The 24391-nt window shown below is 57.7% G+C and carries 15 protein-coding genes; 4 read left to right on the plus strand and 11 right to left on the minus strand.

Annotated elements, in window-relative coordinates; all coding sequences use genetic code 11:
- The first annotated feature begins 208 nt into the window (after positions 1 to 208).
- Positions 209 to 3379, plus strand: coding sequence for an S-layer homology domain-containing protein (locus tag HMI58_RS11690; RefSeq protein WP_171619978.1), 3171 nt, complete (start codon positions 209 to 211; stop codon positions 3377 to 3379).
- Between the two features lie 349 nt (positions 3380 to 3728).
- Positions 3729 to 6317 (plus strand): heparinase II/III family protein, encoded by a 2589-nt coding sequence (locus tag HMI58_RS11695; protein ID WP_171619980.1) that lies wholly within the window; start codon positions 3729 to 3731, stop codon positions 6315 to 6317.
- 22 nt (positions 6318 to 6339) lie between these two features.
- Here HMI58_RS11695 and HMI58_RS11700 read toward each other — a convergent pair whose 3' ends face one another.
- The 11 genes from HMI58_RS11700 to HMI58_RS11750 all read right to left on the minus strand — a co-directional run bounded on the left by HMI58_RS11700 (position 6340) and on the right by HMI58_RS11750 (position 22860).
- A complete protein-coding gene (locus tag HMI58_RS11700) occupies positions 6340 to 7665 on the minus strand; it encodes a glycosyltransferase family 25 protein (protein ID WP_171619982.1) in 1326 nt (441 codons plus the stop codon).
- 65 nt (positions 7666 to 7730) lie between these two features.
- Complete coding sequence (locus HMI58_RS11705) at positions 7731 to 8561, minus strand: hypothetical protein (RefSeq protein WP_171586041.1); 831 nt, start codon at positions 8559 to 8561, stop codon at positions 7731 to 7733.
- A gap of 43 nt (positions 8562 to 8604) precedes the next feature.
- Entirely contained in the window at positions 8605 to 12963 is a 4359-nt protein-coding gene (locus HMI58_RS11710) for a glycosyltransferase (RefSeq protein ID WP_171619984.1), read from the minus strand.
- 60 nt (positions 12964 to 13023) lie between these two features.
- A complete protein-coding gene (gene wecC, locus HMI58_RS11715) occupies positions 13024 to 14274 on the minus strand; it encodes a UDP-N-acetyl-D-mannosamine dehydrogenase (protein ID WP_171619986.1) in 1251 nt (416 codons plus the stop codon).
- 8 nt (positions 14275 to 14282) lie between these two features.
- Positions 14283 to 16196, minus strand: a complete 1914-nt coding sequence (locus HMI58_RS11720) for a glycosyltransferase (RefSeq protein WP_318779208.1) — start codon at positions 16194 to 16196, stop codon at positions 14283 to 14285.
- A complete protein-coding gene (locus HMI58_RS11725) occupies positions 16193 to 17068 on the minus strand; it encodes an ABC transporter ATP-binding protein (protein WP_318779207.1) in 876 nt (291 codons plus the stop codon). Before HMI58_RS11725 ends, HMI58_RS11720 begins: the two co-directional genes overlap by 4 nt.
- Positions 17058 to 17936 carry an ABC transporter permease gene (locus HMI58_RS11730; RefSeq protein ID WP_171586044.1) on the minus strand — a complete coding sequence of 293 codons (879 nt, stop codon included), beginning with the start codon at positions 17934 to 17936 and terminating at the stop codon, positions 17058 to 17060. The genes HMI58_RS11725 and HMI58_RS11730 overlap by 11 nt, the downstream gene beginning before the upstream one ends.
- Positions 17936 to 19684 (minus strand): glycosyltransferase family 4 protein, encoded by a 1749-nt coding sequence (locus tag HMI58_RS11735; RefSeq protein WP_318779206.1) that lies wholly within the window; start codon positions 19682 to 19684, stop codon positions 17936 to 17938. The genes HMI58_RS11730 and HMI58_RS11735 overlap by 1 nt, the downstream gene beginning before the upstream one ends.
- A complete protein-coding gene (locus tag HMI58_RS11740; RefSeq protein ID WP_171586046.1) occupies positions 19681 to 20880 on the minus strand; it encodes a glycosyltransferase family 4 protein in 1200 nt (399 codons plus the stop codon). The genes HMI58_RS11735 and HMI58_RS11740 overlap by 4 nt, the downstream gene beginning before the upstream one ends.
- A gap of 144 nt (positions 20881 to 21024) precedes the next feature.
- Positions 21025 to 21771 (minus strand): hypothetical protein, encoded by a 747-nt coding sequence (locus tag HMI58_RS14545; RefSeq protein ID WP_192476317.1) that lies wholly within the window; start codon positions 21769 to 21771, stop codon positions 21025 to 21027.
- Positions 21772 to 21825: 54 nt separating this feature from the next.
- The gene (locus tag HMI58_RS11750; protein WP_171619988.1) at positions 21826 to 22860 is read right to left on the minus strand and encodes an LCP family protein; all 1035 of its coding nucleotides are present in this window, start codon (positions 22858 to 22860) and stop codon (positions 21826 to 21828) included.
- Between the two features lie 114 nt (positions 22861 to 22974).
- On the opposite strand from HMI58_RS11750, the gene HMI58_RS11755 reads away from it, so the two are divergent.
- Both HMI58_RS11755 and HMI58_RS11760 read left to right on the plus strand, forming a co-directional pair.
- Positions 22975 to 23454: a DUF3515 family protein gene (locus HMI58_RS11755; protein WP_171619990.1), complete on the plus strand. Its 480-nt coding sequence runs from the start codon at positions 22975 to 22977 to the stop codon at positions 23452 to 23454.
- Positions 23454 to 24377, plus strand: coding sequence for an aldose 1-epimerase family protein (locus tag HMI58_RS11760; RefSeq protein WP_171620058.1), 924 nt, complete (start codon positions 23454 to 23456; stop codon positions 24375 to 24377). Before HMI58_RS11755 ends, HMI58_RS11760 begins: the two co-directional genes overlap by 1 nt.
- The last annotated feature ends 14 nt before the right edge of the window (positions 24378 to 24391 follow it).

Below are 24391 nucleotides of genomic sequence, written 5' to 3' on the forward strand. Positions count from 1 at the left end.
TGACTCTATTCTCGATTCCAAGGTCAGAAGCCTCCAACAAACCCAGGGCGGTTCAAGCCGCGCGTTTACCACAGGATTGAATCAGTGTTGGATCATGATTGAGCAAGAATCGATTTTACGCTTCAGCGCTGCTGTAGGTTCGCCATAACCTGGAATTTATCCAGGGTGTCGTCGGTCGTTGGGGCTGGCTTATGCGGAGGTCAGCTTCATGTCTTTCTTCACTCGTGCACGTCGGTTGATTGCTTCGGCAATAGCATTCCTTTTGGTTGTTCCGTTCCTCGTGATGGGGTCGGCCAACGCCGTTGAAACCGTAGAGAACGCTAAAGTGTCGGCTGCGGCAGGATCCTTCTTCGACGTGCGCAGCGATAATCAATTTTTTGACGAGATCAGCTGGCTAGCCGCCGAGAGAATCTCTACCGGTTACTCGGACGGGTCCTTCCGACCGCTAGAGCCGGTCAATCGGGATGCGATGGCGGCATTTATGTACCGGCTCGCGGGTAGCCCAGCGTACACACCGCCCGCTAAATCGCCGTTCCGAGACGTCACCACGACGACCCAGTTTTACAAGGAGATTAGCTGGCTAGCGTCCATGAAGATCTCGACCGGCTATTCCGACGGAACCTTCCGTCCGCTAGAGCCGGTGAACCGAGACGCTATGGCCGCGTTCATGTATCGACTGGCAAAGAGCCCTTCCTACACCGCCCCGGCAACGGCACGATTCACAGATGTAGGCAAAGGGGTCCAGTTCTATAAGGAAATTAGTTGGCTGGCGTCCAAGAAAATTTCCGAGGGCTGGCCCGATAGGACCTATCGTCCACTCTTGCCTGTCAATCGGGATGCGATGGCGGCATTCATGTACCGCTACGCGGGTAGCCCAGCCGTTGCCGCGCCACCGCCGCCTCCGGTTTCTGCAGTGACTGCCTATGCTGGCACCCCAACCACAGTGACCCTCAGGTGGACGAACCCAACATCTAGCGCATACACCGGCGTCCTCGTTCGACGTGCCGCCGGTACCATCGCGCCCACCTCCCCAACCGATGGCACCGCAGTTAGCGATGTCCCGGTTCCGAAGACCACGGTGACGAACACTGGTCTACAGCCATTGACGACCTATTCCTACTCCTACTTTGCACACGATAAGGATGGGAGATTTTCGGCCCCTGCAAAGGCAACAGTCACAACTCCCGGGGAAGCAACGGCAGGTGGGCCGAGCCTGAACGACCAGCGGGCAACCCTTCGGAACAGGATCACCGCGGCGAAAAATCTATATGTGGATTCCCGACCGTTCATTTCGGCCTTGGCTCGTGCAGACGGATTAATTGTCAAGGATGCCGTAGCAAACGGGACGGTGAGCCTGGATAAGGCCGGGGCGTTGGTTACCGCAGCGACAACCCAGACCGCTATGACGGCAGCGGCCAAAGCTGTCGATTCCGAAAGCCTCCGAGCAGCCACGGTGAAGACCAGTGCCACCCAGATGAAGGCTTTGAAAGATCTGAGGGTGGTTCAGCAGAACGTGGCTAAAACGGCGCTATCTGACCTGAATGCTGCACGGATCTCGGCATCTGCGTATCAAGCAACTAAGGTTCGCGCAGAGGCCTTCACTACAGTTCTCGCCGCCGACCGAGTTGCACAGCGAAACGCCATCGGAAAAGTGGTCGCTGCCGCAAAGCTTCAGGCTCCAGCTTGGCGGGATGAGCTTGAGGGTCGTACCGGCACCATTCCCGCGTCCTCGGGCTGGGTCGGATTCCTAGGCGGTTGCGCGCTTCCAGTCGCGGAGTCGAAGTTCGCTCCGAAGTTGCCAACAAATGGGCCAGGCATCATCACAACCAACAAGATGATTGCTGACGCGAACTCCCGCGCAGCAACCAACCCCGCGATCGAAAAGGTTCACGGACAAATGATCCGAGGAGCCGCCAACCAAGCCGCGGACGTACTCACAATCGACCAGCTGCGAGGTAGCTTCTCGACTCGGGTTTCGCGGCTCGGATATGGCTGGCTCCAGGCAGGAGACACCAAGTCACGGGACGCCATGCGTTCGGATACACGACGGATTCTCGAAAGCGGACCCGAGACCATGAGCACACTTACTGCGTCCCACCTCCTTCTGGCAGCCGGCACCGCAAATGACTGGGCACCAGTCGCTGGAATGGAAGAGACAGTTCTGGTGCGGTGGCTCGGCCCGCAAACCTGCCTCCACGCAGACAGGGAAAACTTCGTCGATGCAGCCACAAATATTGCAGCTATTCACAACGCAGCAACGTTCGTCGCATCGGCTGTCTACCTGGAGAAGTCACCCGTTCAAGCCGCCGCTCTGGCTAAAGAATCCCTAGTATCCATTCAGCCTGCCCTTGCTATGGTCACCGCTGACGGAGGATCTCAGGAAGGCCCCGGATATTGGACCTACGAAAGCCGGGCCTTCGCGACCCTGTATTCAACCCTTCCCAACGTGTACGCTTCCAACCCAATAGCAATTCCTTCACTTGCCAAAACAGCGGACTACGCGATGAACAGCACCGGTCCCGATGGTCTACCGACACCCTTTGCGGATGCTGAGCCAAATGCGCTTAGTCCTCTGATGCCAGCCTGGATTTCCTACACCACCAAGGACGCTGGAGTTGCCGCTTGGGTTTGGAAAGAGAATCAAGCCAAGCCTGACTCTCAGTTGATGTGGTGGTGGGCGCAGCCGGGTCAACTTCCCGCTAAGAAATCTTCGGTATACCCCTTCACAGGATTCGCCGCGCTACACCTGCCAAGCGGATCGACAGCCGGGACTGCAACATTGAAGGGTGGGGAAAACACCACGGCTCATTCCCACCTCGATCTAGGGACAGTGTCCTTCTTCCGGAAGGGTGTTCAATGGTCGATCGATCCTGGAACCGAGTTGAACAACCCCACTGGCTACTACAGTGCGGCCACCCGCTGGAACTTCTGGAAGCCTGGTACCTCTGCGCACTCCACATTGCTCATGGGCCAGTCGAATCAACCGATCGGCGCGAAGGGCGCAACCAAGCTCCTTTCATCGTCCTCCGCATCCGTTGATATGGCCCAGGCGTTGCCGGGCACCTCATCGGCAACCCGTACCGTCACCCACACTCCGACGAGTATGGTCATCAACGACGTGGCGAAGGCAAGTTCAGGTAAGGCAATGACCTGGCAATGGGTAACTGACGCAGCGGTCACAATCGATGCAAGTCTGAACCGGGCCACCCTGAAGAAGAATGGGCAGCAGATCACTATCAATTTCGGCGGAGTACCGTCAGGATCCAAGTTGGGGGCCGTCGCGGCCCCAGGCAAGGGCCCAAGCGGGCAAGCGCTCACCATCATTAAAATGACGATGACCAACGTATCCAACCTCAACCTGACCGCGACTGCCAAATAGGAGGTCTAGGTCTTCCGCTAGGCCCCACCCGCGCACCTGTGTCCCCTGTCACAGTGGCCCCCTCGATAACCAGCGCAAAATAAACGAGACGGACCAGCACGGTTCACGTTCCTCTGCGACCGGCCGGTCCACGCAAGGTTGCCGACCGGCCGGGTACGGCACTGACGGAGGCTAAGCTTGATGAATTGAACAGCGGGCTTCCCCCTAGGTGCCGAGTTCGATGTCAGTCCGCAGGTCATACGAATGAGATTCAGGGAAAATGCTTACAGAACTAGAAACGACGAAGCTCCGAGAGGTTGTTCTTTCCCTATTACCTCAAGCTAAAGGGGACGCAAGTACCGCGAGGGCGATGAACTTTGTCGAGAATCACACAATTTCCTCCCCTAGTTTTGCCGATGTGAAATACGATAACGGAGGAATTTGGTCTAAACCTTTTCCCCGCAGCCAGCAACGTTACCTTCACGGCTTCATTTTCTTTGTCGACTGGTTTGAAACAGTCCTCACGGCCAAGGAGACGGCACACCAAGCCGCGACGATGGCGGTGGATCTGGTCAGGGATTGGGAGGAGCTGCATCCCAAACCATCGGACGTGGAACCGATGGCATATCACGATGAGACGACCGCCCAGCGTCTCCTAAACCTTATGTCTTTACAAATACGGGTGCGGATAATCGACCCGGATCTAGATAAACAAGTTCTTGAGCCCCTCATTAGTTCGACAGCGGACCTGCTGGCAAGAGACGACTTTCACTCCGCTGGGAACAACCACGGCATGTTCCAGGATCTCGCACTCCTTTACTGGAGCATTTTGTCGGCTTCCGACGGAGGAGACCGACCCGAAACCTACTTCAACATCGCAATGCTTCGGCTTCGGGCCTATTTCAGCGAATGCTTCACCGAGGACGGCGTGCATGTCGAAAACACGCCGACCTACCACCTGATGGTTTCCCGACAAGTCGCGAATGTGCAGCGCATCGCTTCGATCGCAAACCACGCGGACGCTGCTTTTTACGCTCAGCTGATAAGCCGTGCGGAGCGTTACGCCACCCACGCTCTCATGCCGGACGGAATATACCCTCCCGTCAGCGATACACAGCAGATACCGGTCAATCGGGCCGGTATGCACCGAGTCTTCACAAGCCCCGAATTCGCCTACGCCAGCAGTGCCGGGGCGCATGGACGCCCTCCCCAGGAGCGGTGGCTTGTTTTGCCAGAGTCTGGTTACGCCGTCTACCGGGATCAGTGGGGACATGTCGGAGCAACTTATGCGTTCTTTTCCGCAGCATACAACGCCGACTATCACAAACATTCAGATGACCTCAGCTTCTTCCTTCGCAGCAAAGAAATCGATCTATTGAGCGAGTCCGGACCATTTAGCTACGATTACAAGGACCCTTTCTCTCGTTACGCTTACTCGCAATACGCCCATAATAGTCTTGTAGTAGACGGGGCGAGTCTTCCTCGAACTGATGATAAAAAAGATCAGGTAACACTAGAATTAGTTGAGGAGCGTTCGGACGGATTTGTCGTTGTCGGAAAGAACGCCAGATACGAGGATGTCGTTCACCAACGCACGGTATCGGTGACAGATGGATCAGAAGTGCCATCCTTCGATCTCGAAGACTCTGTGTCCAGTTCGACGGAACATCAGTACGAACTACTATGGAATCTTGGCACTGAAGTTCAGGTGACGCTGCACGGTCAGGGTTTTGAACTGTTCCATGAAAACAAGAAGGTAATGGACTTAATGTTTTCAGCCACCGTTCCCACCTCGATTTCCCTTCACGAAGGCGTCGAGAAACCAAAACCACTTGGTTGGAGATTTCCAAAGTTCGGTGAAGCTGTACCCGCGAAAGTTGTTGTAGTTAAATTCTCGGGAACGAACGTGAAGATAGCAACGAAGATCCGACTCTCGGATTTCAACTACACTGATAGAAATCTTTCGCTCCCAGCATCCGGCTGGTCTCGCCACGACGGCCCGATACCCTTGAATTACCTATTCTCACAAGGATCGTCCCAAGCAGGCAGGAAGCGATTGGTGGTCATTTTTACGGCAATCCACAATCCTGGCGATTTCACCTATAACTACAAATCAACAGTGGACGACGTCGACATCAGCGCTCTCTATATTCTGGACGACTTCGGTGACCAGGGTGCCTACTATCATTCCGACCACCGCTCGACCGACATTTTCGATGCCGTCCAGTCGTTGATAAAGCAGGTTGTACGCGACAACGGTCTCGATACGGCCGATGTCGTAACCGCTGGGTCCTCTAAAGGGGGAACTGCCGCCCTTATCCATGGTTTCGCTCTCCCGGCCGGCAGAGTAGTTGTAGGGGCGCCCCAGACACGAATAGGAACTTTCGTAGCCGGCCCACATCCCAATATGCTGCTATTTATGGCCGGTGGGGAAGGTGAAGAAGACATTGCTCACCTGGACGGGATTGTCGATAGATACGCTCGTCATGCGGAGGATGCCACCCGGGTTTCAATCCTGGTAGGGGCTAACGATCATCACCTCCCTCGTCATGTCCAGCCGCTTGTAGATGGAATGTCTATAGAAAGGGCCGTGCCTCCCAGCGTCACGGTTCTGGCGGACCTGTCGCACGCTGACATCGGTTCTGTATTTAGGTTCTTCCTTCGAGCTAACCTCGAGCAGTGGGTTGCGGAATCCCCTGAGGAAGCACTTCCCTATATTCTGACCGCGGATCAGAGCAAAGGAAGCATCCGGATTAAGGTTTACGCCCCTGACGGTGCCCAGCTCGCGTATCGACTATTCAAAGCCTCTGACATTATTCGCCGGCGGAGTTATTCAGCTCGCCAAGTCGTTATATTCGATGATCTTTCCCCTGGCAAGTATCGAGTCAGAATATTTCGAACGGACGGGGATCCTAGTCAGGCGACGGCTTTCACAACCCGGTGGATAAACCTCACTTGAATCGAGATCAAGATATAACGCTCTAGTGCCCACCCACCCGGCCAATGGTTGAGTCTCCGAAGTCCATGCTCGCCACCAGTGGAAACTCGAGGCATTTGATGTTAAGAGTCGGGAGGTATCGGCTGGTCTGGCGCACAGAAAGCCCAATCTGTTGTGCAACATTGGTTGGCGTCGCGTCCGGCGGAATGCCATATGACGCAATCTGTCCATCGATGTGGCTTAGCACCTTATCTTCCGACGCTGCTTCGAGCAGGCGTTCCGCGCCGAGCCGCGACAGGATATAGCCGTCCGCCCCCCAACCATGCACAGAATCAGGCCTCGTGGCGAGAGTCTCCCAAAGTGGACTGATGGAAGTCGAGACAATTCCGGCCTTGACCGACGACATTCGCTCATTGACGTACAGGACGTCAAACTGCCCCGCTTCGGCAACCACTTCGGATAAGTTCATCCAGGTGTATGGCAATCCGTCGTCTTCGAGGAAAAATCCATAGCTACGGTTGCTCAAGAGGAACGTCTGCCACATGGAGATATGGCCAAGCGCGCACCCGAGCGCACCTTTACCCATTCTCAATCCACGATGAGCGGCAATGTCTGGCAGTTCGGAGGGGTCAATTCTCCGACCATCCACCGCCTCGTGACGGTTGGGTACGACGCCGAACTGTCTATAGAGGCCCCGGAGCAAACTGAGCTTTCGTCTGTCTTCCAGCATATTCAGGACATAGGTTGGAAATTCGGCAGCTTGGTCCCTAAACGACAAACCCAGCTCTGCCCGTTTCATAAGAACTTTCACGGCAGGAGCGTCTGGTTCTGCGACGCTCGAATGAACGAACTGCTCGACTTCGTCCCAAACACCACAAACAGCGGCCATTTCACCAAGCTTCAGGCCTACCGCAGAGGACCGAATGCCCATACTGCCAGAACGGTTAGCTTCCCTAAGCAACTCGGCGGCATGAGTCACTCGGTCTGCGGAGATCAAAGTCTCAATCAGAAAGACGAAAATGCCCATATTCTTGGGCCACTCTTCATGGGCAGCCAAAAGGAAGTCTGCTGCTCTGCCATATTCGCCTGCACGGCGGGCAGCTGTCATGCCTGCTGTGGCATACAGGTCGGACGACAACCCGCTCTTTCGGAGCTCGTCCAATCGAGAGAAGGCAACATCGAGCCCCTCGGAAACCCTCAAGAAATCGATGTAGTTCCGAAAGTCGACGCGAGCCCCTTTGGTAACCCCCGCCCCCGATCCCGAGAACCTATCAACTAGCACTTTCGCATGCTGGTCGAACTCCCGCTGCGATGGACCGTCCAAGGCCCATTGATACATGAGTCTTCTTCCGAAGTCTTTAGCGTCCAATGATGCAGCCTGACCTCGGGAAATCAGGTTCGGTTGACATGTTCAAACCCATATCAAGGGCTCGATTAGATCGGTTCTGATGCCGCAAGGTGCCTCCCCGAGGGTAGTATTGCCGCAACATCAGCTCCAGAGTGCATCGCTCGGATGATCTCCAGCTCGATGCTCTTGTCCAGCACTCCGTGCCCACTTTCCTCATCCCGATAGACAAGGAAATCGACCTTTCGGCGGCCGCTCACTCTTTCATATTCATCCCTGTACGGTTTGAAGTGATTCTGTAGGTGAAAATCATCAAACAAGTTTTGGGCATAGGTGAGGGAGAAGTCTCCGTCCCAGTCGATGCAAGTTAGATGAGATGAGAACTTCTCTGTAACCTCTAGCTCGTCCATCCCGGGGTATGCCACCGCGATCATTTTGCTGAACGTTTTCTTGTAGTACGAACGCACATCTACCTGAATATTCGAGCAATAGATCTTAGTTCCTGCGTTCCTAGTTCCGATCTTTATCGCCGGTATACCGCCGCCCGACGACGCATAGATGACGACCTTGTTCACATCAATTTTCATCTGTGAGATCATCCTTTCCACGAGGATCGCTAACCAGTCGGCATAGTGGTGAGACCGGTTTCCCACGTACCAACCCAAACTGATGTCGCGATTCATGAAGAGCATAGGATCGAACATGGACACGACATTCTGATCTATGGATTCGGCGTACGAAGACCTCTGAAATGCTGGAACGGGCTTGGCGCGGTCAAATCGACCAGGAGTAAAAAGAGTCCATTCGCTAGATCCTGTGAGGTTCCACCAAAAAGGGAACAACACATTTCGATAAGATATAAAGAACCCCCCTTTTCGACTATGCCGTGCGGCGTCGCTGAAGGTAAAGAACACCTTCATGGGTACCTCCTATTAACTTTTTGAAACTCACGCATCCGTGGTTCTATTCTTTCAAGATCGATTCAAGCAGATTCTGCAGGACCTGCGACTGGTCAAAGTGTTCCTCGACGAACTTCCTCGCGTTGATCACCGCAGCGGTCCGCATTGGCTCATCGGCTGCCATGCTCGCCACGCGTTTCGTCAGAGATTCAACGGACGCTGAGATCCACGATACCGGGTAAATCTGGTCGGCTCCTGACCAGGCGAGGGTGGCGGGAAGTGCGCCCGACGCCGCACCGTCAGCGAGCGTCAGATGAAATGATTCGAAATCACTCATGGAAAGAACCGTCCCAATTTTCCGATACCATTCGGCCATGTCATCACCTTGCGGATCGAACGTTACCGCACCTGAAAGCAGCGGATCGTTTTCGATACGCTGATATTGCTCCAGATAATAGGCCAATTCTTCAGGACGATCAGCCATCCAGGGGAAGTCCTCAGGACGCTTGCCCTTAATGAACAGGTGGTAACGCCTATCTGATCGTCTTAGCCCTCGAAGCACATCCAGGGCAAGGTCCAAGCGCTTTCGCTGCGGGACAATGCCAACTAGGCCGATATTCCAATTGGCCCCGGGCTTCTTGTCCCGATGAAGACGCTTCGTGTCAACATAGTTCGGAATAACCTGCGATTTCTTCGCAGGAATATCGAAATCTCGTTCAGCGACGTCCGCTATATGCCTGCCGACAAAAATGAACTGGTCCACGTTATGGGTGTTCAGCTGTGAAAGGTAAGGGGTGGTCAGCTCCTGGAGGTGCAATCTGCATACCAGCCTTTGGTCTTGGCGTTTGTTGTTGGCATACCACACCGCATTCCCCAGAGCCCATTCGCAGAAGATGATGTCAGCGGTTGCAAGTTTGGCACGACTGCCTGTCTCATCGTGCTGCGAATGGCCCAACCACTGATCGATTTCGATAGTGTGCCCTGCGTCCTCAAGGTATGAGATAAGCCCGCGAGCGAATTTCAGGTCATGCCCAGCGACGAGTATCCGTTTTGCAGCCGGCTTGACCCTCTGCTGAGCAGCAGCTGATGAAGATGCGGTAACTCGCCGATTAAGGATCAGCGATCCTGTCCCCTTGGCCACCAGAGCTTCAAGGTGTCTTCCCGCAACATCCTCGTGTGGCGCCGGTCGCGCGAGCCCCCACCCGGGTTCGTTAGTGTGTGAGGATTCGATTCGTGCCGAGTCCCAAGCCAAATACTTCCTGGAGGTAAGCAGGTCTTCGTAAAACGTTCGGTCAATCGGCCCACTGGGCACGTCCCCAATGAGGGTGATTCCGGCGGTCAGGAGAGCCTCTAAGCTGAGGTTCATCGCCCCTTCACCGGCCATACCGTTCACTACGCGATTCGGATTGGCCTCGGAATCCATCAGTATGAGGGCAGGGCGGACGCTCTGGGCTTCGAGTTGCTCAATGGTCTCTTGGGTAGGGTTTGACACTCGTAGCGCGTACTTTTCCAGGGCAGGCGCCACTATCTCTAGGCCTGCTGTCCTCAATACGTAGGTGAGGCGATGGGCTGCAGTATGACTACGAAAGACTGAGCGCATTCCCAGCCAAGCGTCCTCGTTCCGGGCGTCCTCATTCTCCATCCAATAATTGATGAGAGCGTGTGCACTCCGTTGATCCTGAGCTATCGGGATAACGCTTCCGAAAACCCGTTCAATACCTAGACCCGGACCACTGATCACCGCTCCCCCGCAAGCGGCCACCTCGAAGACTCGACGGGAGAACATGGTGCCCGACTGTTCGACTGAGTTCACGTTCACATGGACTGGGTGTGCTTTGTAGGCCTCAAGCATTTCCGCGTAAGGAAGGCCTCCACTGACGTGGGGTGCCAGATCGGGAGGAAACTTATAGGGGCTGTCCGGGTTTAGGTGTTGACGATCGTAGATGGTCAGCCCTGAGGGCAGTGCAGCGGCCAACAGTGCGTGGAGCTGGTCAGAACGTTTCTTGTATCGATCGCCGTAGTAGGAGCCTGCGTAACTGACGGTATGTGAATAGGGCCGGAGGCTTGGCAGGGGGTTGTGAAGCTTGGGCTGAGCATAGAACGGCAATGATGCGACCGACACCAATGATGGGCCGGCGGACTGAAGATAGCCGGGTATAGAACCGTCGTCGCTTGTGAAGACGTGGTCGAAGTGCCTAGCGGTCTGTCTGAAACGGTTGAAGTGGACCGGATCCTCTTTGTTCCAGAAGATGGTTGGTATAGAACGTTCGCGGCAATAGGTTAGCAGGGCGAGTAGGTCGGCAAATGATTCGTCGTCGTAATAGCCCACCTTCCCTCTCCAAGAGCCCTCGTTTCCGTCCCACGCCGATTCGACGAACATCGCGTCGATAGGGTTGGAATCGAGTTCGGCTTGCCATCGATCGGGATGCACTTCGACCAGATTGATTTCAGGTCGGAGTCCTGCGGTTGTGAACTCGTCGGCGATGATCCCAAGGGTGAGGCTGGACAGATTTCGCGCCGACTCCGACGCAGTCGTCTGAGTAGACTCGCGAGAGCTCCAGGCTACCTCGCCCACTTTCTTCCAGGTCCGCTCCGCTACTGCCCAGAGCCGCGCGCGGCGACCCATTTCCTGTCGTTGAGTGGGGTCGTTGAGAAGGTCCTCAAGGACCCTTGCCAGAGCGCCGGGGTCTCCAGCCTGGAACAGTCGTGCACGCTCTCCGTCCTCGCCTGCCAGATCGCGCATCGGCGCGAGATCAGAGAGGACCACTGCTTTGCCAGCGGCCATGCCCTCTAACGGTTTAAGCGGTGACACCATCTCCGTGATCGGCAGCGGCATCCGAGGGCATGGCATGATATCGAACACGCTAATAAGCGCAGGGATTTCCTCAGCAGCGATCCTCCCGGTGAACTTGACGTAATCTGCTATCCCAAGCTGTTTCGCCTGGTGTTTCAGCTTCGGAAGGGCCGCTCCGTCGCCGACGATCACCAGGTGGACGCGGATGTCCTTCAGTATGAGTGTTCTGAAAGCCTCTAGTAGAGTGCCAAGGCCCTCGTACTCCACTAGGCTTCCGGCGTAGCCGATCACTGGCGCATCGTCTTCCAGCCCAAGTCGGGTCCGCGTGGGCCGGTGCTGCGGCATGTCACTGAAGTCGTCGGTGTCGACGGCGTTGGGAAGGACAGAGATCTTTTCGGCTGGGACCCCCCGCTGGATAAGCTCGTCCATTACCTGTGGGGTAATCGCAAACACGGAGTCTGCGCTAGCAGCTACAAGTGTCTCCATGTCTTTGGAGAAGTTGTACCTGTCCGATTGACCCCAGTTTGGCTTAGTGGAGGATTCGGTAATCTCCCACAGTCCCCGCACCTCGTAAATGAAGGGCAGCCCTAGGCGGCGAGCTGCGATAAGCGCGGGTAAAGCGGTTACATGATTAGACGCTGCCTGGATGCGCTCCACGCGATTTCGGATCGCTATCTGGACATAGCTGTCTGCAGCCTGCTGGATGAAATGGTCGAGGGGGCTTTGTGTCCAGGTTGGTCCATGACTGAAGAAATGCGTTATCCCTGCGATGGTCTCTGTGTAACTGACGTCCGAGGACGGAGCCTTATCAGTCTTGACGTCCCACGGGTAGCCCGGACGGGCCGCAATGACGACATCTGCACCCGCTGCGGCAAGTCCATTAACTATGCCCGCTGTCCGAGTCGAGTACCCGTTGGAGTTATAGGGAGATACGCTGTGCGCACAATACAACATTCGGCCGCGTTCGGGCTGATAACCGGGGCTCCCTTGCTCCGGTGGCAGGACGATTGGCCGCTTCTGAAGCCTATTGAGGCCTCGCACTGCCTCAATCAACTGGCGTTCCTTCGGCGTCAGATCGGTCAGGACCTCCTCGTACCGTTCGATGACGGCGGCCGGTTCGCTTACCGCTCCTAGGACGAAGTACAGGTGGGCTATCAGGTTATGTGCGTTCCCTTTGGACGGCGCTCTTGATAGTAGTTCGCGTAGCTCGTTGGCACGTTCGATGGGGTTTAGAGGTCGGGATAGTGTCGTCTCGACTGCCGACGGGGCTACTGGAGTCTGACGTTTAAGTATGCTTTCGACGGGAGCTTTGAGGCGAGTCAGCGCGCGAGCAGGAGCGGTCACCGCCGTTCCAATCCGAAGCCTGGACGACTTGCGAAGGGCAGAAAGGGAAGTGCGAAGAGCCTTATTCTCGCCTTCGAGGGATTTTATCCTTGTTGTGAGCTCGGTATTTGTTCGTTCCACGCCGGTGAGCTGGGTTCGAAGGGAACGGATGCTGTTAGCATCCCGCTTATGGCTACGCTGCAGCACTTCGTGTTCGTCGATGAATTTATCAATATCCGCTAGGTATTTAGACCTTCTCGCTGCATCAATCGACGAGCGGGTCCGTCTTTCGTCATCGAACTGCATGGCTCATCCCGGACTCGAATCCAACTGGCCCCGACCGAGTATCTTGGCACTGGTTAATCATTAGCGCCAGATCCCGCGGGTATCCACAACTGCTTTACCTTCGAGCATGGCCCGATCCATCTCCTTGAACTCGTCGTGGTCGACGAGTAACAGCACAACGTCGGCACTCCGGACCGCACTCTCAGTCGCCATGAGCTGGACGTTGGTCAGCGAACTGAGCGATCGGGGAAGCACCGTGACGTGTGGCTCGGCGACGAGTACCGAGCATTCATCCAGATCCTGGCTGAGTTGCCGGACTATTTCGACGGCCGGAGATTCGCGAAGATCGTCGATGTTGGCTTTGAAGGCAAGGCCAAGCGCAGCGACCTTCGCGTCCTTGCCCGCACTCTTGACGGCAATCTTCACCTGATCGATGACCCAGGCTGGCTTGGCGTCGTTTGTTTCGCGCGCTTGACGAATCAGCTTCGACTCGTGGGGTGCAGCCGAAACGATGAACCACGGGTCAACGGCAATGCAGTGTCCGCCTACCCCGGGGCCTGGCTGCAGGATGTTCACGCGGGGGTGATGATTGGCAAGTTCAATGAGTTCCCAGACGTCGATCCCAACCTTGTCGCTGATGACGGACAGCTCGTTTGCGAACGCGATGTTCACGTCCCGGTAGGCGTTCTCAACGAGCTTGGCCATCTCAGCTGTTGCAGCATCGGTGAGATGAATGTCGCCTTGGCAGAACACGTGGTATAGCTGGCGGGCTAGCTCAGTAGCTTCATTGGTAATACCACCGACAATGCGGTCGTTGGTGACCAGCTCAATCATCACTCGCCCGGGCAGCACACGTTCCGGACAGTGGGCTACATGGATAATTGGCTTGTCGTTGGCACCATCGAGGCTGAGATCGGGCCGTAATCCGATAAGGTAGTCAGCAAGATGCTGGGTGGTTCCAGGGGGCGAGGTCGATTCGAGGATTATGAGCTCGCCGCCCTCCAACTTGGGTGCGAGACCCCGTGCCGCGGCCTCAATGTAGGAGAGGTCAGCCGTCCTATCGGCATTGAACGGGGTTGGAACCGCAAGGATGAAAGCGTCGGCCGAGGGCGTTTCCGTGGTCGCAGTAAGTGCGCCGACACTGACCGCGCCAGCTACGTGAATATTGAGATCAGGCTCGACAAATGGCACTTCTCCGCGGTTGATTGCATCCACGTTTTCGCGCTTGATGTCTACTCCGACAACTTGGAGCCCGTTGGTGGCGAGGATGGCAGCTGTAGGTAGTCCTATGTAGCCTAGCCCGATAACTGCAACTTTACGGATGCTATTCATGCGCTCCCCTAGATTGATACATGGTGGTCTGGTCTACCGAAGAACGAGAGATCCGCGGTGGCAAGTATTTCGTTATCGGACACCTGCCAGGTATGACCGGATCCGTTGCGTTGCTGGTAAAAGTTGTATTTGTCGGATGAGTAAATTGCCCCGGATGCCACCGAAACAGCTTTGAGGAACGCAGTGTCCTCTCCCTTGCTTCGATTCTCAAAGGGAAAATCCCGAAGAGTGCCCGCCGAACCCATGATGGTTGGCCCCATCACCATGCTAGTGAACCGGTGCTCTTTGTGCGCGAAACGGAGCACTGTCGCGTCATGAGACTGCAGGTACATGTAGTGGGCCTGTTTACCAACTATCTGCGCCCCGGAATAGCTCAAGGCACTGAGCTGATCCACGAGGTAGTGCGGCCCATAAAAGTCGTCGTCATCCATCTTCGTCAGTACAGAGCCAGATGAGGCCTCGACACAGTCATTGAGGCACTGCCCTAAACTCCGGCTTGCTGGTGCAGTCAGCAGGGTCAGGGATTCTATGCCGTGGTTCTTCCTCAGCTTCTCGAGCGTCGATGCATCTGGTGTGAATCCATGAGTAAGCAATACCAACTCTGGGTTCACGTCGAGCTGAGCACCCACTGTTCGAAACACATGCTCCAGCTGATGAGGGCGATAAGTCGAAACCATCACGCTCACGGTCGGCAGAACCATCGGCCGGGACAATGCTGGAACTGCGGCACGAAGAATTTGTTCCACTCGTTGAGCGTAGGTGTGCTCACGCCAGATCACACGTTGTGCGAGGTGTACTTGCCGCTCGCCCATCGAGGGCTGTCGAACGAGGGCAGAGAGCAGACTGACTGCATCCTCAGGAGTGTCGATAATTGGAACTTCAGAGGGAGCAAAATATCGCTCGATGGCTGCACTTCTCGTCGAAACCACCGGAGTTCCAGAAGCTGTAATTTCAAAGACCCGACGTGCACACATGCTCGGGGATTCAGTCACGGAATTCACGTTCAGGAAGACTTTGTATGCCTTGTACGCGGTCAACATCTGAGGATAAGACAGCGATCCTACAACATAGGGCGCAAGGCGCGAAGGGAACTGATAGTCCTCTCGATCACCTAACTTGCGCGAGAATATCTCTAAACCCGTCTTCATTGACGCGGACGCTTCCACCGCCGCTCCGAGCAGCAGGTCCATCTGAGCACGACGTTCAGGAAACTTGTGCCGGAAATACATCCCCGCAAAGGCAATGTCTCTTTGGTGCCATCCATGTCTTGGTCGTACGGGATTGTGAATGGCGGGCTGTGCCGCGAAGGACAATGATTCGACTCGATCATGTCCCAGGTCCGCTCTGTACCGCTCCACCATGTTCGAATCACTCGTGAATACATGATCGAACAGCTTTGCCGCTGGTAGGAAGTCGTCATAATGCGGAGGATCTTCTTTATTCCAGAACACGGTGGGGATACCTTTGTCGCTGCACGCCTGAAGCAGTTCCCGGAACGCCTCCGAGGGCCCTGAAGGACCGGTCAGGTTGTATTGCCAGGCACCCCCGTTCCCGTTCCAGGCTGACTCAACAAAGAGCAGGTCAACACTTTGACCGGCAACTACGGCACGCCAGTTGTTCGGTGTCAGGTGGATTGATTCCCATTCGTAGCCGAATGCCAACGCCGAGAATTCATCAAGTATCACCGCTGCGCGTAATGACCGTCTCGGCACCGCCGATCCCGTCAACTGCGCTTCCGCAAAGCCTAGCCGCCTGGATTTACGACGTCCGGTCCAAGCGCCTTCAGCCCCACGGGCACTATCTACCGTGAAAACGCCTTGTTCCGCTTGGTTTCTTCTATGCCAGGTTCTGAGGGCCGCGAATCCCCCATGACGAAAATGCCACGCCGCCGTTCTTATCCGGCGGGCGTCCAAGGCGATCACTCGGTGCTCCTTCGCCCGGTTTCACGGGCCATAAGATGCGGGACCACGAGATCGTTCATCACTCGTCTTTTGGTCTTCATAGCCGCTACCCGGTCTCGAGAGGTCAAATGCTTGATGAATGTGGTGTACCACTTGATGACATCATCGGCCGGCCCGTCCATCACTAGCTCACCCTCATCGAGCCAAACCACCCGGGTACACATTTCCTTGATGGTTCCAACACTGTGACTGACAAGAAAAACGCAACCCGCTTTGCCGAGTAGTTCGTCCATCCTTTGCTTGGTCCTGCCCTTGAACTGATCATCCCCGGTGTTCAACGCCTCATCGATCAACAGAATCTCGGGGTCCACAGCTGTCGCGATTGCGAACTGGAGCCTCGAGGCCATCCCCGACGAATAGGTCCGCATGGGTAGATGAATTGAATTCTCGAGGCCAGATAGTTCGACTATGCCCTGGTACTTGGTTGAGATATCCTTCTTCGACATTCCCATGGCGAGACATCCCAGGATTATGTTCTGCTCACCGGAAATGTCCGGAACCAGTGCTGCACTCACCCCGAGTAAAGTTGGGCGGGACGACGCGTAGATGGCTCCGGAAGTGGGCGGAACCCTCCCGTTAATAAGTTTCATTAACGTGCTCTTACCGGATCCGTTGCGGCCAATTATCCCGACTGATTCACCACGTCCAACGACGAGCGAGATGTTCTGCAAGGCGTGGACGTCTACCATCGGCCGGTTGCCAATAGCTCGCCGGATCGATCGCAGAAGCCCTGTGCTCGCAGCGTTGTCCGAAGTTGGCACACGGTAGGCCATGCTGACGTTATTCACTACGACGGCTGGCGGTTCGGAGAGGAACTCTATTTTATTCGTCACGGCCGTAAGTCTCCTCCGCGAGCCAAAAGAAGACCATGCCGACCGCCAACGCTCCGAGCGCCCACGCCCCTAAGATCGCCCAAGACTCCCAGGACGGCACTTCGCTATATAGAACTGACTCCCTCACGATTGTGAGCACCTGGTACAGAGGATTAACTTCAATCGCTTCCTGAACTGTCGGATATGGATCGAACAGGGATATCGGGAACATTACACAGGAGGCATACATCAAGATCCGCATAACAAAGCTGATGACGTTGGCGACGTCATTCACCCTCGAAACTACGCGAGCCAGAATCAAACCAATTCCAAGGTTAAACACGGTCTGGAGGAGAAGCGCGGGAACGACGAGGAACCATAGCCAGGTGATTTCCTCAGCTGGCTCAAGTAACAAGATCAGGACCAGCATGGTGATGATCACCGGGACACTTGCCAGCAGCTCACGAATATTGACTGAAAGCAATAGAGTTGCCCTGGGAAAGTTGAAGGCCTGCACTACCTTCAAATTAGACTGAATTGCTCGCGCGCCGTTCGAAATTGATCGGCTGCTCATCTGGAAGAGGAAGACCCCGATGATCAGGAATCCAATGAAGTTTTCGATACCGCGGTCTACTTGCAGCAAGACACCAAAAATAAGGTAAAAGGTCAATCCGTTCAGTACCGGATTGAGAATGAGCCAGATACTACCCAGACGGTCACGACTATTTCCTGATTGAACACTCGCTTTCGCGTCAAAGAAGACGAAATGGCGGTAGTCCCACAGGGCAACTAGGTAGTCGAGGAAGTGCGGCCTGACCCCAACTTTTATTAGGGTTCGCAAGTCTACCGAGGTTGGTACGGCACCATCTTTTTCATCAGGAACAGCCATTAGGCAGCGCGCTCCAGCCCTGAGTACGAGTGAAGCAAACTGAATGAAGTTCCGGTCCATGTCCGGTTGGTAAGGACGTCTCGACGACCGAACACTCCGAGTTCTATTGCTTCACTGCTCAAGGCACCGCCGTCGTCAAGGAGTCCACGAATCCCCGACGTCAAAGACGCGACATCACCGGCGGAGACCAGCACCCCTGTATCAGCCGAGACGATCTCACGGAGAGCGGGGAGATCGCTCGCCACCACAACCCGGGCAGACGCCATCGCCTCGACTGGCTTCAACGGCGTTACCGCTCGGGTCACTTCCAGGTCCTTCCGCGGCACCACAAAGATGTCGATTGCTTGATGATGAAGCCGGGCTCTCTCGCGCGGAACCCGGCCGGTAAACGTCACAAGTGCGCTTACACCGAGCTGCCCAGCCAAAGTCTTCAACGATGGCAGTGCCACGCCATCCCCCACGATCAGACAGCGCAAACCAGGGTGGTCAGGCACTAGCACTGCGAACGCCCGCAACAGATCATCGAGGCCCTCATAATCGACAATGCTGCTGACCGTTCCGATGTACACGCCGTCGCTGGGGAGACCGAGCGACTGACGCGCACTGCCTGAGTCCATCGGCTCGTCGAGGTACTCATCCCCCACGGCGTTCGGGCACAACAGGACCTTACGCGGGTCTACTCCCTTGCTCACCATGTCCTGCTTCATAGCCTCACCCAACGTCACCACCAGGTTGGCACTCTGCATAACCTGAGCTTCACTTTCAGTGAAGAGCCTATAGCGTTCGCTCTTCTTTGCCGCATCACTACGACTTGAGGCCCAGGTGTCAGCCAATTGGCCACGAACCTCATACACCCAAGGGATGCCCAGGGCCCGCGCAACTTCGCGCACCACCAGACCATTCACAAAATGGGTGGTGGTATGCAGGACAGTGGGCCGGACCTGGAGTGCCAGGGCCAGGAGTTCCTCAGCTTGCTGCTGCAGCCTGCCATCAAACCCTTCGGCGAGGGTCGAAGGCAGCAACCGATGGTAGGAAACCCCATCCAGCACATCAATGTCAGCAGCGAAAAGTTTACCCACCTGCACCGGGTAGCCCACGCGGGTTGCCGCATGAACCGTCCATCCCGCGTCATGCTGGGCTTTGAGGATCGAATGGGAGCGCTGCGCATAGCCGCTCCCGGTATGGGGCAGCGAGTTGGTCAGGACGTGCAGCACTGTATGCTGCCGGGGCACATACCCCTTGACGGGCGGCACCGTGGGTGTCCAGCCAGCGAAGACCCGACGTTCCGACTCAAGCCTCTCCGCCGTTCGGTTCCGACCGGCCGCTCTGAGTACCTCCACGGCGCCGCTCATGTCGCCGTCGTACCAGCGCCGTCGCGCAATAGTCCGACTGGCATCCGGCGCGCCGGATGTCTGGGCCCGAACGATGAACTCATCCGCCATCGTTGGATACCCTGCGGCCAAAGCAACCTCCGCCAATCGAAGGGCAGTCGAGGCTCGCACGTCGGCGCCCAATGCCGACCGCAATACTTCGCGGGTGCGGCTACTGTCCCCGCGAAGGTACGCGGCGACCGCTTGGGTCAGTGGAGTCCGGCTGAGAAAGGCAGCCGCTCCGGCCGCCCGGTACACCGCGCCGCTGGGCAACCTGCGCGACACTTGCAGCACCAGCAGAAGCGGGTCGTCGCGCAGATGACGTAAGGCGGTGGTGCCCAACAACCGCGCATTGCGCAGCACTGCCCCATCTGTCACCGGTGCGGACCCCCAGCTACTTCGGCCAGCAGGTCGATATAGCTTTGCGCCAGCGCCTCGACGTCGGCGTTGTTCTTCACCCAGGTGCGTCCTGCACCGTTGACCTGCAGCAGCGAACGATCTGCGGCGAGCTTCCTCCAGAGCTCCGCAACGTCTTCCGGCGATGAAGCGACAACATGGCCAGATTCTGCGTCCTGAAGAATCTTCTGCGCCTCGCCCAGCACGATTCCGGTGACATGCCGTCCCAGGGACAGCACTTCGTAGGTCTTGGAGGGAATGGTGGTCTCGAAGGACTTCCAGTCGTCGCGGAGCGAAACAATGCAGCTATCCGTGCGGTCGTAAAACCCTCTCACGGCTGGGCCGTAGACGGAGGGGTGGAATTCCACCGGCGCCTGGAGCTCGTGAGCGAGCTGTACCAGCTCGAGCCGTTGAACCCCGTTACCGACCATGGTGAGGCGCATCCGCCCGCCTACGAGTGCCGCTGCCCGGATTGCCACATCCAGCCGTTGGCTTTCACCATGATTGCCGAGATACAGCACCTCGAGCCGGTCCGCTTCGAGCGGTGGCGGCGCCAGCTGGTCCAGCCCGCGCAGGTCCACTCCATTGGTGACCGTTGCGACGTTTTTCAGGCCCCGTTGGCGCAGTGTCCGCGCGAACCCATGGGTCACAGTCACCACCAGCTCGGCGCGGTCCTGGATGGCCATGATGATCCGCTCGACGACGCCCTTAGCACTGCTCTTCACCAGTTTTGCGTCCCGGGCGAGATCCGGCCACGCATCGCGCATGTCAACGACGAGCGGCCGTCGCATGAGCCGCGAGACAACAAATCCCGCACCCAGGATGGGCAGGCTGGGGACTGTGACAATGACGACGTCGGGGCGTTTCGACAGGAAGGCAGCGGGGACGCTGCAGGCCGCCGAGAAAAGATGATTGCTCAGTCGGCCCAGTCGGGTATTCCGATGCCAGAGAAAGGGCACCCGCCGAATCTGTTCACCGTATTCCCCAGGCGAGCACAGGAACGGCCGACCTGCCTGACTGCGCGGCAGGGTCCGCTTGCCGAAGGGAGCGTGGGCGATCGGAGCGACGACATCAACATCCCAGCCAGCAGCGCGGAACGACCGGATAAATTGCGTCCAACGTCGCTGCGGAGGGCTATGCTCCGGGGCATAAGAATGCGTCAATAATAAAATGCGCAACGCACACCCCCAAAGTGTCTTAGTTGCTTCGTGTCGAGCGGATCAGGTTCAAGTGTAGACCGAAGGTAGCTGAACGGTCGTTCTAGCGCTGACTAGGTCATTCGCAGCGCGGAACCCCAGGAATTATCCCACTAAAAGCACATCCTATTTCTCGGGCTCGGGCCTCGGCGTATTGCCGCCCCGGAGCTTCGCATAGTAGAGCACTCCCAGACCAACCAGACCCAGGATGACCAGCACCCGCGTCAGCGGGCTTGAGCCGGCCGAGGCTTCCTCGGTTGAGCTCGCCTCGCTGACATCCGTTGCGGTTTGCGTAGGCTCCGGCGTGGCCGAAGGGGTAGGGGTGGCCGAGCGGGTTTCAGTGGGGGTGGGCTCGGGAGTTTCGGTCTCTTCGGGCTCAGAGGACTCGGTCGCTTCCGCCTCGGGGGTCTCGGTCTCCTCCGGCTCCGGTGTTTCCTCGGCCTCGAAGGTGTCCGTCAGGTCGACTACTCCCCCCGTGACGGCGATCCACCGGAAGTCGGTGTAGAAAAAGGTCGCCCGGTCAATCAGGTTGCCGGTACCGGGTTCGATCAGGAATCCCGTGGGCGGGTGGATGGGGTACCCCGTCACCGGGTCGACCTCGAATCCGGTCGCCGGGTCAATGGCTGGCCCCTGCTGGGCCGGTGCAGGTTCCGGTTCAGGGGCAGGCGCAGGTGCGGGGGCTGGAGCGGGCGCTGGGGCCGGTGCCGGCTGCGGTGCAGGTGCTGGTTCGGGTGCCGGCGTAGGAGACGGCGCCGGACTCGTCGTCGGGCCGGGCGTTGGGGTTTCGGTGGCCGAAGCCACGCCCGCGCCGAGGCCAACGCAGAGCGCAGCGACGGTCAGGCCGGCGAGAGAGCGGCGCATCAATAATTCCATGGGTCCTCATTCTACGGGGCAGATGTCCGGGCAGACTCCGACGAGCCGCCCATCCTACTGGGAGGCGGTTTCGACGTAATCGCCGAGGGTGTCGGTGTCGAGTGCCGCGGCGATCTCGGCGATGGCGGCGTCGTCCTTCACAATGATGGATTGTCCATCCGCTGACGTCCCGATACCGAGGTTTGGCAGGGTGAAGAACTCCACATCATTGCTGCGGACATTCCGTAGTGACAGCGCCAGGCTGCCCGCAGCCGAGGCGTCGAGACCTTCGTCGACGCTGAGGTAGGGAGACACCTGACCGACGATCTCGTTGATCTTCAACGGATTAGACAGGGTGTCAGCGGTGAGGAACTTGCCCATGACCGCCTGGATGAAGAGCTGCTGGTTTTTTACCCGCTGGTAATCGCCGTCGGTGAAGGCATACCGTTCACGGACAAACTTCAACGCGGATTCCCCTTGCAGGGTGATGGGTCCCTCGGCAAAGAACTCGCCGTCGGCTCCGCGGGACTGGAACGCAATCTCGTTATTCACTTCCACTCCCCCCAACGCGTCCGTGAGGCCGGTGAAGCCTTCGAAGTCGATGATGGCGACGTGGTCGATCGGCGCATCAAACAACCCTTCGACCGTCTCCACTAGAAGCGGCACCCCGCCGAACGCGGTGGCGGCATTGATCTTGTGCTCGCCATATCCGGGAATGTCGGTCCAGGTGTCCCGCATGATCGACATGACGTACACGCCCTCCCGGTCAGCGGGAATGTGCATCAGCATCATGGTGTCGGAGCGTCCCTCGTTGGGTACCCCCGGCAGGTTCTCGGTCTCGCCGCTGCCGCCGTTTTCGTCACTGCCCAGCAGGAGGATGTTCAGTGCCCCCTCGGCCTCGGCGGCCCGGGTGGGACGGTCGGTGCCTTCTGGAAACACCTCTTCGATGGTCTGCGTCTGCGCGTTGTAGGTGCTGGCTAAATTGAACAGGTAGCCACCCGTGACGAGGCAGGCGACCAGCACCAACGCAAGCGCCGAGAAGAGGACAAGGCGCACCGGGCGCTTCTTTCGGGCCCTCGGCTGGACGGGCTCTTCGAGATAATTTGACACGACGGATTCTCCCTGACATAAGACAGCTCCCCATCCTAACCTTCAACTGTGGGAGGAAGCTGGGAACCAGCGCCGGTCGCTCCTCGCCCCGTCTGCGGCTACTAAGCTGGCACCATGCGTGCCTCCCGACTCCTCCCCCCGCTTGCCGTCGTCGTTCTGGGCCTGACCGCCTGCACGCCGATCGTTGGAGTGGAGGCCGCGCAGGATGCCGCGAACCCCGAATGCGCCTCGGTGATGGTCTCCCTGCCCGACGTTGTCGCCGAGAACGAGTTGCGGGAAACCGACAGCCAGGCGACGGCCGCGTGGGGTGACCCGTCGCAGGTGGTGCTGCGCTGTGGCGTCGCCGTTCCCGGCCCCACCACCGACGCCTGCGCCTCGGTGAACGGCGTCGACTGGATCATCCAGGAAGAGGAGGAGGTCTGGCGCGCCACCACCTACGGACGCGACCCGGCCGTGGAAATCCTGTTTGACCCGAACGAAGTGGCGTCGAGCACCATCCTGGTGGACCTGGGCACCGCGGTATCGGTGATAGCGCAGGATTCCGAATGCCTGAGCCTCAACGACGAACTCGAACTCCCCAGCGAAGGGTCATGATGGACCACACCACTCCCCTGTCCGGACACCAGCACCTCCTGCGGCACGGCGACTACAGTGCCGTCGTCGCCGGCGTAGGAGCCTCGCTGCGAGAACTCCGGTATGCCGAACGCCACCTCACCCGGCACTACAGCGCCAACGAGATCCGTCCCCAGTACCGGGGCGCACTCCTGGTTCCGTGGCCCAACCGGGTAGTGGACGGCTCGTATGACTTTGAGGGAACCACCCACCAGCTCAGCCTGACCGAACCCGAGCGCGGCCATGCCCTGCACGGGCTGCTCGCCTGGGACGAGTGGGAGACGGTGGAACACAGCGACGCATCGGTCACCCTCCGGGCGACAGTCGTCCCACAGAAGGGCTACCCGTTCCGGCTAGCCGTTGAGGTGCAGTACGCGCTCGACGACGACGGCCTCACCACCACCGTGACCACCGTCAACACCGGGCCCGACGCCGCCCCCTACGGCGTGGGACCCCACCCCTACCTCGTGGCCGGGAACGGCCCGGTGGATGAGTGGACCCTCACCCTGCCAGCGGACACGGTGCTCGAAGTGACCGAGGACCGGCTGATTCCCACCACGCGGGCCGCTGTCACCGGGGACTTCGACTTCCGCTCGCCCACCCGAATCGGGGCGGCATTCCTCGACCACGCGTTCACGGACCTCGGCTACGCCGACGGCGTAGCGACGGTCAGCGTCACCGGCCCCGATGGCAACGGCGCGGCCGTCTCCTTTGGCCGGGACTGCCCGTGGGTCCAGGTCCACACCGGCGATCTGCCGGGTAATCCGCCGGAAAGCCGCGGAAGCCTTGCGGTCGAGCCCATGACCTGCCCGCCGGACGCCTTCAACTCCGGGACCAACCTCCTGGTCCTCCAGCCAGACGCCACCCACTCGGTAAACTGGCGGATCCACGCCGTCGGGAAGTGAAACGGACACTCCAG

The organism is Arthrobacter sp. 147(2020) (assembly GCF_013116715.1).
Taxonomy (GTDB): Bacteria; Actinomycetota; Actinomycetes; order Actinomycetales; family Micrococcaceae; genus Arthrobacter_D.

What these genes read in the sequence shown, in the direction of transcription:
- HMI58_RS11690 (WP_171619978.1), top strand. Translation starts at nt 209, where the DNA reads ATGTCTTTCTTCACTCGTGCACGTCGGTTGATTGCTTCGGCAATAGCA.
- HMI58_RS11695 (WP_171619980.1), top strand. Translation starts at nt 3,729, where the DNA reads ATGAACTTTGTCGAGAATCACACAATTTCCTCCCCTAGTTTTGCCGAT.
- HMI58_RS11705 (WP_171586041.1), bottom strand. Translation starts at nt 8,561, where the DNA reads ATGAAGGTGTTCTTTACCTTCAGCGACGCCGCACGGCATAGTCGAAAA.
- HMI58_RS11710 (WP_171619984.1), bottom strand. Translation starts at nt 12,963, where the DNA reads ATGCAGTTCGATGACGAAAGACGGACCCGCTCGTCGATTGATGCAGCG.
- wecC (WP_171619986.1), bottom strand. Translation starts at nt 14,274, where the DNA reads ATGAATAGCATCCGTAAAGTTGCAGTTATCGGGCTAGGCTACATAGGA.
- HMI58_RS11730 (WP_171586044.1), bottom strand. Translation starts at nt 17,936, where the DNA reads ATGGCTGTTCCTGATGAAAAAGATGGTGCCGTACCAACCTCGGTAGAC.
- HMI58_RS14545 (WP_192476317.1), bottom strand. Translation starts at nt 21,771, where the DNA reads ATGGAATTATTGATGCGCCGCTCTCTCGCCGGCCTGACCGTCGCTGCG.
- HMI58_RS11755 (WP_171619990.1), top strand. Translation starts at nt 22,975, where the DNA reads ATGCGTGCCTCCCGACTCCTCCCCCCGCTTGCCGTCGTCGTTCTGGGC.
- HMI58_RS11760 (WP_171620058.1), top strand. Translation starts at nt 23,454, where the DNA reads ATGGACCACACCACTCCCCTGTCCGGACACCAGCACCTCCTGCGGCAC.